The sequence below is a fragment of the Cardiobacterium sp. genome (genome assembly GCF_057314735.1).
Genome location: NZ_DBHKZK010000053.1, coordinates 23,055 through 38,729, shown reverse-complemented (window position 1 = coordinate 38,729; position 15,675 = coordinate 23,055). Strand labels below are relative to the sequence as shown.

14 protein-coding genes and 4 tRNA genes are annotated in these 15,675 nt (G+C 55.9%); 16 read left to right on the top strand and 2 right to left on the bottom strand.

Annotated features, from left to right (window positions below; genetic code table 11):
* The first annotated feature begins 346 nt into the window (after positions 1-346).
* From ACO54Z_RS06910 to ACO54Z_RS06900, 3 genes are read left to right on the top strand one after another with little or no spacing between them, the layout of a single operon-like run.
* The gene (locus ACO54Z_RS06910) at positions 347-1,114 is read left to right on the top strand and encodes a hypothetical protein (protein ID WP_485996365.1); all 768 of its coding nucleotides are present in this window, start codon (positions 347-349) and stop codon (positions 1,112-1,114) included.
* Positions 1,111-1,806 carry a hypothetical protein gene (locus ACO54Z_RS06905; RefSeq protein ID WP_485996364.1) on the top strand — a complete coding sequence of 232 codons (696 nt, stop codon included), beginning with the start codon at positions 1,111-1,113 and terminating at the stop codon, positions 1,804-1,806. Before ACO54Z_RS06910 ends, ACO54Z_RS06905 begins: the two co-directional genes overlap by 4 nt.
* A 4-nt stretch (positions 1,807-1,810) precedes the next feature.
* Positions 1,811-3,298, top strand: coding sequence for a PA14 domain-containing protein (locus ACO54Z_RS06900; RefSeq protein WP_485996363.1), 1,488 nt, complete (start codon positions 1,811-1,813; stop codon positions 3,296-3,298).
* 466 nt (positions 3,299-3,764) lie between these two features.
* On the opposite strand, the gene ACO54Z_RS06895 is transcribed toward ACO54Z_RS06900, so the two are convergent.
* Positions 3,765-4,211, bottom strand: a complete 447-nt coding sequence (locus ACO54Z_RS06895) for a copper resistance protein NlpE (protein WP_485996362.1) — start codon at positions 4,209-4,211, stop codon at positions 3,765-3,767.
* 157 nt (positions 4,212-4,368) lie between these two features.
* Positions 4,369-5,613: a 3-deoxy-D-manno-octulosonic acid transferase gene (locus ACO54Z_RS06890; RefSeq protein WP_485996361.1), complete on the bottom strand. Its 1,245-nt coding sequence runs from the start codon at positions 5,611-5,613 to the stop codon at positions 4,369-4,371.
* Positions 5,614-5,655: 42 nt separating this feature from the next.
* Here ACO54Z_RS06890 and ACO54Z_RS06885 point away from each other — a divergent pair, with 42 nt between their 5' ends.
* The 13 genes from ACO54Z_RS06885 to rpoB all read left to right on the top strand — a co-directional run bounded on the left by ACO54Z_RS06885 (position 5,656) and on the right by rpoB (position 15,672).
* Complete coding sequence (locus tag ACO54Z_RS06885; protein ID WP_485996360.1) at positions 5,656-6,450, top strand: symmetrical bis(5'-nucleosyl)-tetraphosphatase; 795 nt, start codon at positions 5,656-5,658, stop codon at positions 6,448-6,450.
* A 100-nt stretch (positions 6,451-6,550) separates the two neighbouring features.
* Positions 6,551-6,635, top strand: a tRNA-Tyr gene (locus ACO54Z_RS06880).
* 8 nt (positions 6,636-6,643) lie between these two features.
* Positions 6,644-6,717, top strand: a tRNA-Gly gene (locus tag ACO54Z_RS06875).
* An 11-nt stretch (positions 6,718-6,728) separates the two neighbouring features.
* Positions 6,729-6,804: transfer RNA gene (locus tag ACO54Z_RS06870), tRNA-Thr, on the top strand.
* A gap of 40 nt (positions 6,805-6,844) precedes the next feature.
* Positions 6,845-8,035: an elongation factor Tu gene (gene tuf, locus ACO54Z_RS06865; protein WP_298079389.1), complete on the top strand. Its 1,191-nt coding sequence runs from the start codon at positions 6,845-6,847 to the stop codon at positions 8,033-8,035.
* A 63-nt stretch (positions 8,036-8,098) separates the two neighbouring features.
* Positions 8,099-8,174: transfer RNA gene (locus tag ACO54Z_RS06860), tRNA-Trp, on the top strand.
* Between the two features lie 17 nt (positions 8,175-8,191).
* Positions 8,192-8,569, top strand: coding sequence for a preprotein translocase subunit SecE (gene secE, locus ACO54Z_RS06855; RefSeq protein ID WP_485996359.1), 378 nt, complete (start codon positions 8,192-8,194; stop codon positions 8,567-8,569).
* A complete protein-coding gene (gene nusG / locus ACO54Z_RS06850) occupies positions 8,569-9,105 on the top strand; it encodes a transcription termination/antitermination protein NusG (RefSeq protein WP_485996358.1) in 537 nt (178 codons plus the stop codon). Before secE ends, nusG begins: the two co-directional genes overlap by 1 nt.
* Before the next feature lie 45 nt (positions 9,106-9,150).
* Positions 9,151-9,579, top strand: a complete 429-nt coding sequence (gene rplK / locus ACO54Z_RS06845) for a 50S ribosomal protein L11 (RefSeq protein WP_485996357.1) — start codon at positions 9,151-9,153, stop codon at positions 9,577-9,579.
* 2 nt (positions 9,580-9,581) lie between these two features.
* A complete protein-coding gene (rplA, locus tag ACO54Z_RS06840; protein WP_485996356.1) occupies positions 9,582-10,277 on the top strand; it encodes a 50S ribosomal protein L1 in 696 nt (231 codons plus the stop codon).
* 182 nt (positions 10,278-10,459) lie between these two features.
* Complete coding sequence (rplJ, locus tag ACO54Z_RS06835) at positions 10,460-10,993, top strand: 50S ribosomal protein L10 (RefSeq protein WP_298079384.1); 534 nt, start codon at positions 10,460-10,462, stop codon at positions 10,991-10,993.
* A 52-nt stretch (positions 10,994-11,045) separates the two neighbouring features.
* Positions 11,046-11,420 (top strand): 50S ribosomal protein L7/L12, encoded by a 375-nt coding sequence (gene rplL, locus ACO54Z_RS06830; protein WP_485996355.1) that lies wholly within the window; start codon positions 11,046-11,048, stop codon positions 11,418-11,420.
* Between the two features lie 178 nt (positions 11,421-11,598).
* Positions 11,599-15,672 carry a DNA-directed RNA polymerase subunit beta gene (gene rpoB / locus ACO54Z_RS06825; RefSeq protein WP_485996421.1) on the top strand — a complete coding sequence of 1,358 codons (4,074 nt, stop codon included), beginning with the start codon at positions 11,599-11,601 and terminating at the stop codon, positions 15,670-15,672.
* The last annotated feature ends 3 nt before the right edge of the window (positions 15,673-15,675 follow it).

The window sequence follows — 15,675 nt, the reverse complement described above, 5'->3', positions numbered from 1 at the left end:
GTGTGCCGCAGGCACGCACGCGGTTCCCGATGCAAAATTCCCCGCGTGCGTGTCGGTTGCGCCGCCACACACCCTACACCCAGAATCCGCCATAGACTGCACCTCGGCGCACGGTGATACGACGGTTTTGTGGTGGTGGGGCAAGCCCCACCCTACGCCTACTGCGTAGGTCGGCCATTGATGGCCGACCTCAAAAACGTCGGGCATGAATGCCCGACCTGCACCGGTGTGCCGCAGGCACGCACGCGGTTCCCGATGCAAAATTCCCCGCGTGCGTGTCGGCTGCGCCGCCACACATCCCGAACGGCCATCCCAAAGCATCAACCTTGCCACCCCATTCAACCCCATGAACCCCCGCAATACTTCCCGCACAATCCCGCTGGTTCTCGCCATCGCCGTTGTCACCGGCGATACCTTGTGGCAACTGTCCGAACGCGCCGGGCTTGAGCGGTGGGCAGTCGCCCGCGAGCGGCAAATCCTGCGTGATGAAGGCTTGAACCCCGATGAATACACCTTGCGGCCACCCGGTCGCGATACGGCGGACAAGCACGATATTCCCCGCCTTGCCGTGCTCACCGCAGACCGTCTCACGCTGGAGGATTACCCCGTCGTTGCCGACCGTTGGAGCGATGCCCTGGGCGCCCGCGCGCCTGTCAGCGGCTTCACCGCGTATTACCTCACCACCGGCGATCCGCGCGTCATCGACGAGCGCAAAGCGGCGACGCGCGACGACGCTCCGCCATCGCGTTACCGTCCGCTTGCCGTGGAGGCATTCGCCAGCCGCTGGCGCGACGAGCCTGAACGGCTGATTGCCACGGAAAATGTCGCCGCCATCAACATCCATTACCGCTACAACGCCTTCAAGGGCATCCCCGCACAGGATTTTGCCGCTTGCTGGATGGGGACGCTGCGCATTGACGAAGGCGGTGATTACCGCATCACGCCCCAGGCCGGAAAGGGGCAGTTGCGCCTCCTGCTCAACCGCCACCGCATCAGCAGCGGCGCGCCCGTTACCCTGCGCCTGACGCCGGGCGATTACACCCTCGAAGCGGAATACCGCAACGACTGGTACACCGCCGATTTTTCCCTGCATATCGACAAGGTCGCGCCATGAAGACCCCGCCGCGTAAGCCCGTCGCCAGCTTCCGCATCCTCTTTTACCTCGCCAGCGGCCTGATAGTCGTCCTGCTGCTGGGCATGATGTATCAGACCCGCCACAGCGAGGATGACCTTCCCATCTGGCCACGCGCCGAATCCCGGAAAACCCTCCGCAATGAGCCGCCCGCGCCGTTACGCTGGGGTGAAATCCTCAACCCCGGTAACGAAATCCCGGAAAGCGGCTTTGACGTCTGGTACCTCACCAGCGGCAATCCCGCTGACATCACCCATCCCGCACACGCATCCGGGCTGAACCCCGGCTTCAACCCTGAACGCCATACCAGTCCCACCTGGGGCATGGGCGTGCTGTGGCGAGACCCTGCCCGCATCATCGGCAGGGAGCGCGACAAACATATCGCCGTCCATTACCGGAACAGCGACTTCAGAGGCATTCCCTCGCCACAATTCGCCGCCTACTGGGTCGGCTGGCTGGACATCCCGCAACGGGGCGAATACGAAATTGCCACCCGTCGCACTCGCTCGGACATCCGCATCCTCCTCAACGGGCAAAACCTCCTGGAAGGCTTCGGCGAAGACAGCGCGGTTATCGTCCCGCTCGACCGTGGCCGCTACCTGCTCGAGGTGGAAATGGCAAACCGCTGGTACACCACCAACTTCGCCCTCACCGTCAACCAGCTGCAAAAATAACGCCATGAAAACCAAAACCCTTGTCGCCCTCTTCGTCCTGGTCGCCCTCGCAACCTTCTGCACCTTCGGTTACTGGCGCTATCACTACCTGATTGACGCGATGCTCATCCGGCAATCCAACCCCAACTACGGGCTAATAAGCCCCCTGCAGTCAGCAGAAAACCAGCCGGCACCAGCATATGACGTCCCGCAGGAAGACGAACCGCTGCCGCTTCTGCCCGAAGACATCCGGGCGCGCACGGATCGCATCGCCAGAACCTTCGCCGCTACCCTGCAACCGATAGCGGGACACGCCGCAGACGACGCGGTAGAGGAAAGTCTGGCACGGGCAACCACACGCACACCGCCCGCCGCCGCATCATCCGGCGAACGCCTTGCCGACTACCCGCGGGCAACACGCAGCTGGGGCGACATCTACAACCCCGCCGGTATCGTCCCCAAACAGGGCTTTACCGCTTACTACCTTGATACCCGCTGGCCGGAGCGGGTCATTGCCAGCGAACACCGTGGTCGCATCGCCATCAATTACAGCGACAGCTCACCCTTTCTCAACATACAAGCCGAACATTTCGGCGCCTACTGGGTCGGCACCCTGCACGTCCCGCAACCGGGGCGTTACCGCATCCATACCGACCTCGGCTGGGCGCGGGCGCGCATCCTGCTCGACAAACACATCATTGCCGAAAGAAGTACGCTCCCAAATTGCGGAAGCTGTTCGGTACCCCCCACCGAACTGCCGCTGCTGACGCTGGACGCAGGCGACCACTTGCTTGAAGTGGAATACAACAACCACTGGCATAGTGCAGCATTCCAGTTGGCATTCACCCCGGACGACACGCCCGCCTACCGGAGCGAAGACCTTGCCACAGCCCTCGCTGCCCTCAAACTGCCACCGGAGACCGTCGTTCACATCGCCGCCGTCCATGAAAGCAGCGACTACTACAACCGCCTCACCCTGCAAGCGCCCACGGACGACACGCCTTACGTCCTGCTCCTCTCCAGCAGGAGCCCGGTGAACTGGCACATCGCAGGCAGGGCGCCGCTGGCGGTGGTGTGCGACAACTACGGCGACGTCAGCGGCATGGGCGACGCGCCGCTGCTCGCCTGGCAAGGGCAGGAAAACATCAACTATCGCGTGCTGGACAACGCCTTCCCGGCGGCAATGCCCGTCTGCCATTGCGAGCAGGAGCACCATCACCAGATGGGCTACCACGATTCCGTGCGGGAGGCCGCACTCATTTGCCGGTACGCAGACGGCGGCATCACCGTCGGCAGCAGCAGCGTTCCACCCCTCGGCCTGATGCGGCAAATACGGAAACTGACCGGCTATCCGCTGCGCGGCGCGAGTACCACATACGACACCAGCCACATTGACCTGGGGAAAAGCACCTTTGACCCGGCCAAAATCGCCGCTGCCGCAGCGGTGGAACGCCAACTGGAAGCCCAACGCGCCGCCTGCAAAACCGAGCCGCGCCCGGAGGCGCACGACTAGCGGATTGCCATCACCATAACGATTTGAAACAAGAAAAATGGCTGACAACCTCGCTGCCCTGTGGATAACGGGATACGGCAATCCATAACCCGCAGGGTGTGTCGCAGACACGCTCTACGCGCCGCATCCGGGTTATGGCGAATGGTGTTGCGGTGGTGGGGCAAGTCGTAGGTCGGCCATTGATGGCCGACATCAAAAAACGTCGGGCATGAATGCCCGACCTACACCGGTGTGTCGGCTGCGCCGCCATATATAGCCATCCACCGAAAGCCTCATACGGTGTTGCGTCGCCTGACCGGGCACCCTAAAAAATGGCTTCGCCATTTTTTAGGGAAACCCGCGCCGTACAACCGCGTACTGTCTTCGGCGACGCGCCTTGTCTGAAACTTTCGGTGGATGGCTATACCCGACGCCGGATGTAGGCCATTAAAAAGCCGGATGTGCATCCGGCTTTTTTGCTGCGCGCTTATTGGCGCTTGAGGCGGTAGTTGTCGTCCGGCAGCGGGCGTTCGCCTTTGCTGCCGTCCGGCAGGCGGACTTCGAGGAAGCTGTCGCCCACCATGAAGGTGAGGTTGCTGGCGTTGTTGTCCAGTTGCAGGTGTTTTTTGTCGGTGGTGTAGCGGTAGAGGCCGCTGGCGGTGTGGCTTTCCGGTTTTTTGCCCAGTTTGGTGGACTGGATGGTGTATTTGCCCGCGCCGTCCAAGGTCAGGCTGGTTTGCAGGCCGTCGCAGTCCGCGCAGGGCAGGACGCCGTTGTAGGTGCCTTTGAACGGGTCGGTGGCCGGCTGGGCGGCGGGCGGCGGGGTTTGTGCGTCGGCTTGCGGTGCGGCCGGGGTGTTGTTGGTGAGGCCGCCCATGCAGCCGGTGAGCAGCAGGGCAACGAGCAGGCCTGCGGGCTGGATGTGTTTTTTCATGTGGTTTCTCCGTGGGTCAGGTTTTTCGGGCGCGTAATGTACCCCGGCGGTAAGGTTTGGGCAATGTTGGCCGGGGTTGCGTTTCGGTCATTTTCCGGGGGCTGTTTGTCATTTACATACACTTGAGCGCTCCATGTGTATGTAAATGAGGCGGGCGCTACAGGTAGGGCTCAAGGTAGTGCAGGTGCGCGGCGACGATGTGGTCGTAGCCGCTCATGTGGGCGCGGATGGCGTCGGTGTGCGGCGCGGCGTGCAGCACGAGCAGGGCGGCGGCGAGGGTTTCGGGGCGGTTGTCGGCGAGTTCGCGCGCGAAGGGTTGTCGCACGAGGCGGTCGCGGATGTGCTGGAAGTTGTACATACTTTTGCCAAAGGCGACGGGGATATCCGCGTGCAGCGCTTCGAGCGGGTTGTGGCCGCCGTGGGCGACGAGGCTGCCACCGATATAGGCGAGGTCGCTGATGCGGTAGTAGTGGGCGAGTTCGCCGAGGGTATCGAGGATGAGGATGTCGCGGTCGCCGCTGGCGCTTTCGCCCCGGCTGCGCAGGCGCGGGGTGTAACCGGCGTCGCGCACTTGTTGGGCAACGGCGTCGCGGCGTTCGGGGTGGCGCGGCGCGAGGATGAGGCGGGCGTGCGGCAGGGTTTGTTGGACGAGGCGGTGCGCGGCGAGGGCAATTTCGTCTTCGCCGGAGTGGGTGCTGGCGGCAATCCAGGTGTCGGGCGCACGCGCGGCGGCGATGTCGGGCGGCAGCGGGGTTTCCGGCGGGGTTTGGTATTTGAGGTTGGGGGTGATGGTAATGTTGGTGGCAGGCACGCCCAGTTGGCGGAAGCGGCGCGCGTCTTGGCGGGTTTGCGCGTTCACTTGCAGGTGGGCGAGCGGTTCACGCAGCAGGCGGCGGGCGTAGCGGTAGTATCCACGCAGCGATTTGGCGGAGAGGCGGGCGTTGGTAAGGATGACCGGGATGCCCGCGCGGGCGGCGCAGCGGATGAGGTTCGGCCAGATTTCGGTTTCCATGAGGATGAGCGCGCGCGGCCGGATGTGGGCGAGGATGCGGCGGCTGTTGGCAACGGTGTCGTAGGGCAGGTAGCTGTAGGCGACGCGCTGTGGGTGGCGCGCTTGGTATTGGGCGATTTGTGCGCGGCCGGTCGGGGTGGTGCAGGTGAGCCAGAGGTTGATGGCGGGATGGGTGGCGAGGAGACTGTCGAGCAGCGGGCGGATGGCGAGAAATTCGCCGACGCTGACGGTGTGTACCCAGAGGCTGTCCGGCAGGGCAGGGGGGAGGCGGCGGGCGAAGCGTTCGCTGAGGTGGCGGCGGTAGGCGGGGTTTTGCCGCGATTTGTAGAGGAGGCGGAGCAGGGCAAGGGGGGCGAGCAGGTGCAGTAGCAGGTTGTAGAGGGTGTTCATGTAAGATACCGGTTTTTGTGCTGCATTATAGCGGGGGTTTTTATGGCGATTTTGGCGGTTGGCGATGTGCATGGGCATTTTGAGGCGCTGTTGCGCTTGTTGGACAAGGCGGGTTATGGCGATGGCGACGAGTTGTGGTTCGTCGGCGATTTGGTCAATCGCGGCCCGGATTCGGCGGGGGTGTTGCGCTTCGTGCATGGTCTTGCGCGCAAGCGGGTGGTGCTCGGCAATCATGATTTTTCGTTTTTGGTGCAGGCGCAGCGTTTTCCGGGTAACCGGATGCAGCCTGCCGCGCTGGAGCTGTTGCGCGAGGATGACGGCGAGGAGTTGATTGACGGGCTGCGGCAGTTTCCGTTGCTACACGCTGATGCGCGTTTGCAGACGGTGATGTCGCACGCGGGGCTGTTCCCGCAGTGGTCGCTGGAGCAAGGACAGGCAGCGAGCGATGCGGTATCGGCGCAGTTGCGTGGCAGCGGTTATCGTGATTTTTTGCGCGAAATTTTTGGCGATTGGCCGAATCAGTGGTCGCCGGATTGGCAGGGGATGGATTTCTGGCGCTTCGCGGTCAATGCCTTCTGCCGGATGCGTTATCTGAATGCGGATGGCAGCCTGAATCTGACCGCGAAAGACCAGCCGGAGAAGACGGATGGCTTGCAACCGTGGTTCAGCGTTACGCAAACGTGCGACTGGCGGCAGTTGTTTGGTCATTGGGCGAGTCTGGGGCTGCGCACGGAAGGGAAAATTGTCTGCCTCGATGGCGGTTACGCCTGGGGCGGGCAGTTGGCAGCGTATGACGTGGAAAATCACCGCCTTGCCGCGACGATCGCCGCAGAATAAACCGCTTGTAATATAAGGTGGTTAAAAAATCCGGGAATAAAAATGTCAGGTTGCGCTTGACGTCACAGGCGCGCTGTATATAATGCGCGCCTACTTTCCCGGAGGGGTTCCCGAGCGGTCAAAGGGAGCAGACTGTAAATCTGCCGGCTCAGCCTTCGTAGGTTCGAATCCTACCCCCTCCACCATTTAACTTGCGGGTGTAGTTCAATGGTAGAACCTCAGCCTTCCAAGCTGATGGTGTGGGTTCGATTCCCATCACCCGCTCCAGAAGTCAATCAGTCCATATAGCTCAGCAGGTAGAGCACTTCCTTGGTAAGGAAGAGGTCACCGGTTCAAATCCGGTTATGGGCTCCATCTTTTTTATTCCTTATTTATATTCCTTGGGCGGATTGAGATGTCTAAAGAGAAATTTACCCGAACCAAGCCGCACGTAAACGTAGGTACCATTGGCCACGTTGACCACGGCAAGACTACCCTGACAGCTGCGCTGACCAAAGTAGGTGCAGAACGTTTTGGCGGTACCTTCAAGGCTTACGACCAAATTGACGGTGCGCCGGAAGAACGCGCCCGTGGTATCACCATCTCAACCGCACACGTTGAATACGAATCGCCGAACCGCCACTACGCCCACGTAGACTGCCCGGGACACGCCGACTACGTTAAGAACATGATTACCGGTGCGGCACAAATGGACGGTGCAATTCTCGTCTGTTCTGCTGCTGACGGTCCGATGCCGCAAACCCGTGAACACATCCTGTTATCCCGTCAGGTAGGCGTACCGTACATTGTCGTTTACCTGAACAAGGCAGACATGGTAGATGATGCCGAACTGCTGGAACTGGTAGAAATGGAAGTACGCGACCTGCTCAGCGAATACGACTTTCCGGGTGATGACACCCCGATTATCATCGGTTCTGCCCTGAAAGCGCTTGAAGGCGACCAGTCTGACATTGGTGTACCGTCAATCATCAAACTCGTTGATGCATTGGACAGCTACATTCCCGAGCCGCAGCGTGATATTGACAAACCTTTCCTGATGCCGATTGAAGACGTCTTCTCCATCTCCGGTCGTGGTACCGTAGTAACCGGACGTATCGAACGTGGCGTTATCAAGGTTGGCGAAGAAATCGAAATCGTCGGCATCCGTCCGACCGCAAAGACCACCTGTACTGGTGTAGAAATGTTCCGCAAACTGCTGGATCAGGGTGAAGCCGGTGACAACGTGGGTGTATTGCTGCGTGGTACAAAGCGTGAAGAAGTCGAACGTGGCCAAGTATTGGCCAAACCGGGCACCATTACTCCACACACCAAGTTTGAGGCAGAAGTATATATCTTGTCCAAAGATGAGGGTGGACGTCACACCCCGTTCTTCAAAGGGTACCGCCCTCAGTTCTACTTCCGCACTACGGACGTGACTGGTGAATGCATCCTGCCGGAAGGCGTGGAAATGGTTATGCCGGGTGACAACATCAAGATGACCGTACAGCTGATTTCACCGATTGCGATGGACGAGGGTCTGCGTTTTGCAATTCGCGAAGGTGGTCGTACCGTTGGTGCCGGCGTCGTCGCCAAAATTATCGAATAATATTACGCTTGCAAAAGCAGAGGGCGGTGATTATAATCCCGCCCTCTTTTCAACACAAAATACAGGCGAGTAGCTCAATTGGCAGAGTTGCGGTTTCCAAAACCGTCGGTTGGGGGTTCGAGTCCCTCCTCGCCTGCCATTATTCTAGAGGTTGCGATGCAGCAAAATACGGCAGAACAACAAAAGAAATCCTCAGATCCATTTTTTACGGCGTTGGCCGTAATTTTATTTTTGGGCGGTTTTTATTTGGCAGGATCAACAACATTTTTGACCGGCTCTTCCGGTTTTGTTCGCTTCGGTATCGTGGTGGCTTCTTTGGTTGCAGCTATTTTGGCGTTATGGCCAACCAGCCACCGCACACATATTTTGTCCCTGATGCGTGGCGCCCGCATTGAAATGCGCAAAATGCGTTGGCCAACCAAGGATGACGCAGTCAAAACAACGATGGTAGTTTTGCTGTTGGTGGCCATTTTTTCTATTGTGTTGAGTATTTTTGACTGGATACTTACCAGCGTGGTCAAGGCGTTACTCTGATGTCTAAGCAGTGGTACGTATTGCAGACTTATTCCCAGTTTGAAGGGCAGGTAAAACGCGCCTTGATGGAGCGAATTGAACGCGAGGGACTGCAGGACAGTTTTGGTCAAATTCTGATTCCGTCGGAAGAAGTTGTCGAAATCAAAGACGGTAAAAAACGCAATTCTCAGCGCAAGTTTTTCCCCAACTATGTACTGGTTGAGATGGAAATGAATGATGCAACGTGGCACGTTGTGCGTAGTATTCCGCGCGTTTCAGGATTCGTTGGTGGTACCGCAGAAAATCCCGCGCCGATTCCGCCGCATGAAGTTGAGGCAATTTTGCGCCGGATTGAGGAAGGAACTGAAAAGCCACGGCCCAAAACCTTATTTGAAGTCGGTGAAGAAGTGCGCATTATAGATGGCCCATTTGCCGAATTTATGGGTACGGTAGAAGAAGTCATGTATGAAAAAAGCAGACTGAAGGTTTCCGTACTCATTTTTGGTCGTCCCACCCCGGTGGAGCTTGAATTCCATCAGGTTGAGAAAGATCTGTAAAAACAGGGGAGCCGCAAGGCGTTATTACCCATCAGGAGTAAAATTATGGCTAAGAAAATTACTGGCTACATCAAGCTGCAAATTGCTGCAGGCAAGGCAAATCCAAGTCCGCCTGTTGGTCCGGCACTTGGTCAGCACGGTGTAAATATTATGGAATTTTGCAAGGCATTTAATGCCGAGACGCAAAGTTTGGAAGCGGGGATGCCGATTCCGGTTGTTATCACGGTTTATAGTGATCGCAGTTTCACTTTTGTGACCAAAACGCCGCCTGCTTCTTATCTGTTGAAAAAAGCGGCTGGTATTAAATCCGGCAGTAGCCGTCCAAATACTGAAAAAGTGGGCAAAGTTACCCGTGCTCAGTTGGAAGAAATTGTCAAGGTTAAACAGCCGGATTTGACAGCAGCAAATTTGCAAGCGGGCGTCAATACGATTGCAGGTAGTGCGCGTTCCATGGGTTTGAAGGTTGAGGATTGATTATGGCCAAATTGTCTAAACGCGCCAAAGCATATCGTGCACAAATAGAAGCGGGTAAAGTCTATCCTTTGGTAGAAGCATTGACGCTTCTGAAATCTATTCCGGCTGCCAAGTTTGTTGAATCCGTTGATGTTGCCATCAACCTCGGTATTGACCCGCGCAAATCAGACCAGGTTGTGCGTGGCGCGGCAGTATTGCCGAATGGTACCGGAAAGTCTGTGCGTGTCGCCGTTTTTGCTCAAGGTGCTGCAGCTGATGCCGCCAAAGCAGCAGGTGCTGATTTGGTAGGCATGGATGAGCTTGCTGATGAAATCAAGGGTGGTCGTAGCGATTTTGATGTAGTTATCGCTGAACCGGCTGCCATGCGTGTCGTTGGTCAACTGGGTCAGGTGCTTGGCCCACGTGGGCTGATGCCAAACCCGAAAGTGGGTACAGTAACACCTGATGTCAAAACGGCCGTAGAAAATGCCAAAGCCGGTCAGGTGCGCTTCCGTGCTGACAAAGGTGGCGTTGTGCACGCAATGATTGGCAAGATTAATTTCTCTGAGCAACAGTTGGCAGAGAACCTCAATGCATTGGTTGCAGAGATCAATAAATTGCGCCCTGTCGCAGCCAAAGGTATTTACCTGAAAAAGGCTTTCGTGTCCACCACCATGGGGCCGGGCGTTGCCGTTGACGTTGCCTCTTTTGGTGCATAAATAAAATTACGGAATTTGGGATAGCTGCGTGGCAGCTATCGTCAAAGACTGCGGGTGTTCGCCAGAACTTAATTTCCTGCATAGATGGTAGGTCGACTTCAGCTATCTGAAAAAGGCTATACCAAGGTCCATCGGGATTCCGATGGTTTTAGGGTAACCCGATCCGACTTAAGGAGTATGGAATGGGCTTGAATTTAACCAGCAAAAAAGCGGTTGTTGCGGAAGTCAGCGAAGTTGCTGCCAAGGCATATGCGCTGGTTGCGACGGAGTACCACGGACTGACTGTGGCACATATGACGCAATTGCACGCACGTGCCCGCGAAACCGGCGTTTATCTGCGGGTGGTTAAAAATACCCTGGCCAGAAGGGCTGTCGCCGAGACTGAATTTGCGTGTACGCAAGAACGTCTGGTCGGCCCGCTGGTTTTGGCATTCTCAATGGAAGATCCCGGTGCTGCAGCGCGTTTGTGGCGCGATTTCTTCAAGGAAAACGACAAACTTGACAAGAAGATGATCAAGTTCTTGAGCGTTTCCGGTGAAGTGTTGCCGGGCAGTGAGCTGGAACGGTTGGCAAAACTGCCGACCAAAGACGAGGCATTGGCATTGCTTATGGCTTGTATGCGTGCGCCGCTTGACAAATTTGCGCGCACCCTCAACGAAATTCCGGGCAAACTGGTTCGTACCATTGAGGCTATTCGCCAAAGCAAGGCTGCATAATTGCGCCTTGGGTATTGTTTAACAATTTCTGATTTAATTTTTGGAGTATAAAATGGCTATCGCTAAAGAAGATATCCTGAATGCCATTGCTGAAATGTCAGTAATGGATATTGTTGATTTGATCTCCGCAATGGAAGAAAAATTCGGCGTCACCGCCACCGCAGCTGTTGCAGTTGCACCAACTACTGCTGGCCCGGTTGCCGCAGCGGAAGAGCAAACTGAATTTGATGTGGTTCTGACTGATGCTGGTGCCAACAAGGTTGCCGTTATCAAGGTCGTCCGTGCTGTAACCGGCTTGGGTCTGAAAGAAGCCAAAGAAGCTGTTGATGGCGCTCCGTCCACCCTGAAAGAGGGTGTTGCCAAAGAAGAAGCCGAAAAAATCAAGGCTGAACTCGAAGGCGCCGGTGCCAAAGCCGAACTTAAATAAATTGTTTCGGTTCTTTTCTGAAAGTACTGGCGCTCACGCGTCAGTACTTTTTGTCGTCTGTGAAAGATGATGCGATTGCAAATGGCAAATGAGTCGCCGTTTGTCATCTCATAATCTTTTTAGTATTCCAAATTCCCCGTGCCCTGCGCATATTTTGATGTCCGAGGTTAGTGCCGCTATGACTTATACGTTTACCGAGAAAAAACGCATCCGCAAGAATTTCAGCAAACATCCTACGGTATTGGATACACCGTACTTGCTGTCAATGCAAATTGATTCTTACCGTGATTTTTTGCAAAAAGGTATTCCTTCGGACAAACGGGCTGATATTGGTCTGCATGAAGCCTTTTCTTCCATTTTTCCGATCGTAAGCCATAATGGGCTGGTTGAATTGCAATATGTCGGTTATGAACTGGGCAGACCGGAATTTGACGTGCGTGAATGTCAGTTACGAGGAGTCACTTACGCTTCGCCGTTGCGGGTACGGATGCGTTTGGCTATTTATGACAAGGGCAATCATGACAAACGCAAACTGAAGCAAGTGATTGAATCCGAACCGGTCTTCATGGGCGAAATGCCACTGATGACGGATAATGGTACTTTTGTTATCAATGGTACCGAGCGGGTTATTGTCTCCCAATTGCACCGTTCGCCGGGCGTCTTCTTTGATCATGACAAGGGAGTCGGGCATAGCTCCGGCAAATTGTTGTTCTCGGCGCGCGTTATTCCCTATCGCGGTTCGTGGCTGGATTTTGAATTTGATGCGAAGGATCTGCTTTATTGCCGTATTGACCGTCGTCGCAAATTGCCGGTAACGGTATTGTTACACGCACTGGGTTATACCGATGCGGAGATTCTCGGCGAATTTTTTGAAACGCAAAGTTTCAAAATCAGCAAGAACAAGCTGGAAATGAAATTCCAACCGGCGCAATTCAAGGGCGAAGCGGTTGCTTTCGATATTATGGCAGATGGCGAAGTGCTGGTTGAAGCGGGCAAGCGGATTACTTCCCGCCATGTGCGCCAGCTGGAAGAAAAAAATGTGAGCAGTCAGGTCGTGCCGATGGATTTTGTTATCGGCAAAATTCTTGCCAAAGATCTCATTGACAAGGAAAGTGGCGAACTGATATTGCCTGCCAATACTGTGCTGACAGAAGAACATCTGGTTAAATTTGTTGAATTGGGCGTGAAATCGTTTGAAACGCTTTATGTCAATGAGCTGGACCGGGGTGCATATATTGCTGATACGCTGCGTGTCGATGAAACGACGGATCAGGATAATGCGCGCGCCGAAATTTATCGCATGATGCGTCCGGGTGAGCCACCGACGAAAGATGCGGCGGACGGGTTGTTTGAAAATCTGTTCTTTAATGAGGAACGCTATGATTTGTCCCGTGTAGGCCGGATGAAATTTAATCGTCGCCTCGGTATTGAAGGTGATACCGGCGAAGGCGTATTGTCCAAGGAAGATATTGTTCGTGTGTTGAAGACGCTGATTGCCATTAAAGATGGCGACGGTACGGTGGATGATATTGACCACTTGGGAAACCGTCGCATTCGTTGCGTTGGCGAAATGGCAGCCAATGCGTTCCGCATCGGTTTGGTACGTTTGGAACGCTCCATCAAGGAACGCCTGAGCCAGGTGGAATCTGAGCAATTGACACCGAAAGACCTTATTAACCAGAAACCGGTTTCTGCCGCAATCAAGGAATTTTTCGGTTCTTCGCAATTGTCGCAATTCATGGATCAGAACAACCCCTTGTCGGAAGTCACGCACAAGCGTCGCATTTCCGCGCTGGGGCCGGGTGGTTTGACCCGCGAACGTGCCGGTTTTGAGGTGCGTGACGTGCATCCAACCCACTATGGCCGTCTTTGTCCGATTGAAACGCCGGAAGGCCCGAACATCGGTTTGATTAACTCGCTCGCCGTTTATGCCAAGACCAATGAATATGGCTTCCTTGAAACGCCGTATCGCAAGGTGATTGATGGCAAGGTGACAATGGAAACGGAATATCTTTCCGCTATTGAAGAGTCCAAATATGTCATTGCCCAGGCGAATGCTGCCCTCAATGAAGACGGCTCTTTCCGTGATGACCTGATTTCTGCGCGTTTTGAAAATGAATTTATGTTGTCGCGCGCCGATCGCATTGACTATATGGACGTCTCGCCGAAACAGATTGTTTCCGTTGCGGCCTCGCTTATTCCCTTCCTTGAACACGATGACGCCAACCGCGCGCTGATGGGCTCGAATATGCAACGCCAGGCGGTGCCGACATTGCGTGCTGACAAGCCGCTGGTGGGTACTGGCATGGAGCGCACCGTTGCCAGCGATTCCGGTGTGCTGGTGCGTGCTGAACGTGGTGGGGTGATTGATCTCGTTGATTCTTCGCGTATTGTCGTCAAGGTCAATGATGATGAAGTACAGCCGGGCGGTTTGGGGGTAGATATTTACAATCTCACCAAATACACCCGTTCCAACCAGAACACCTGTATCAACCAGAAACCGCTGGTCAAGCCGGGCGATGTTGTCGCGCGTGGCGATGTGCTTGCAGACGGTCCGTCCACGGATTTGGGTGAACTGGCGTTGGGGCAGAATATGCTTATCGCCTTCATGCCCTGGAACGGTTACAACTTCGAGGACTCCATCCTGATTTCCGAGCGTGTCGTCCAAGAAGACCGCTTCACCACGATTCACATTGAAGAGCTGACCTGCGTCGCGCGCGATACCAAGCTCGGTTCGGAAGAGATCAGCAGCGACATCCCGAACGTCAAGGAAAGTGCGCTGGCGAAGCTGGATGGCACCGGTATTGTTCACATCGGTGCGGAGGTGAAGGCGGGCGACATTCTCGTCGGCAAGGTTACGCCGAAGGGTGAACGTTCGCAGTCGCCGGAAGAAAAACTGCTGCGCGCGATTTTTGGCGAGAAGGCGTCAGACGTGAAAGACAGTTCGTTGCGCGTGCCGACCGGCATGGATGGTACTGTCGTTGATGTGCGCGTTTATACCCGTGATGGCGTGGAAAAAGATGCGCGCGCGAAGGAAATCGAGGCGATGGAAATCGAGAGTATCGCCAAAAACATCAAAGATCAGTTGCGCGTTTTCGAGAGCGATATTCATGAACGGGTAACGCGCTTGCTGCTCGAACAGCCGATCAAAAAAGCGCCGAAACGCAAGGCAGGCGATTTGGTTGACCAAGCCCTGCTGAACGAACTCAAGCCGGAGCAGTGGTTCGACCTGCGCTTGCAGGAAGCTGACATCAACGAGCAACTGGATGGTATGCACCAGTTGCTGCTCGACAAGCGGCGCGAGTTGCAGGATTACTACGAGGAGAAGAAGGCCAAATTCGCCCAGGGCGATGACCTCGCGCCGGGCGTGCTAAAAATGGTCAAGGTCTATCTCGCCGTCAAGCGCCGCCTGCAACCGGGCGACAAGATGGCAGGCCGTCACGGTAACAAGGGGGTAGTGTCACGCATCGTCCCGGTGGAAGATATGCCCTATATGGAAGATGGTACCCCGGTTGATATTTGCCTCAACCCGCTCGGTGTTCCGTCGCGGATGAACATCGGCCAGGTGCTGGAAACCCACTTGGGTTGGGCGGCGCGCGGTCTTGGTTTGCGCATTGGCGAGATGCTCGATCAGAACGAAAAACCGCGCAAACTGCGTGATTACCTGAACGAGGTGTATAACCACGACGGTCAGCGCGAGGCGATTGATTCGCTCAGCGATGAAGATTTGGTCGCGCTTTGCCAAAACCTGCGTGCCGGAGTGCCGATGGCGACGCCGGTTTTCGATGGCGCGAAAGAAAGCGAAGTACAGCGGATGCTGGAGTTGGCCGGGTTACCGAAGAGCGGCCAGACCCGGCTTTATGACGGGCGTACCGGTGAACCGTTCGACCGCGAAGTGACCGTTGGCTATATGTATATGCTCAAGCTGAATCACTTGGTTGATGACAAAATGCACGCCCGCTCCACCGGCCCGTACTCGCTCGTCACCCAGCAGCCACTCGGTGGTCGTGCCCAGTTCGGCGGGCAGCGTTTCGGGGAAATGGAAGTGTGGGCGCTGGAAGCCTATGGCGCCGCCTATACCCTGCAGGAAATGCTGACGGTGAAATCGGACGACGTCGAAGGGCGTACCAAAATGTACAAAAACATCGTCGATGGCAATCTGCAAATTGACCCGGGTATGCCGGAATCGTTCAACGTCCTCACCAAAGAAATCAAGGCGCTCGCCATCAATATCGATCTGGAACAAGAATAAGCA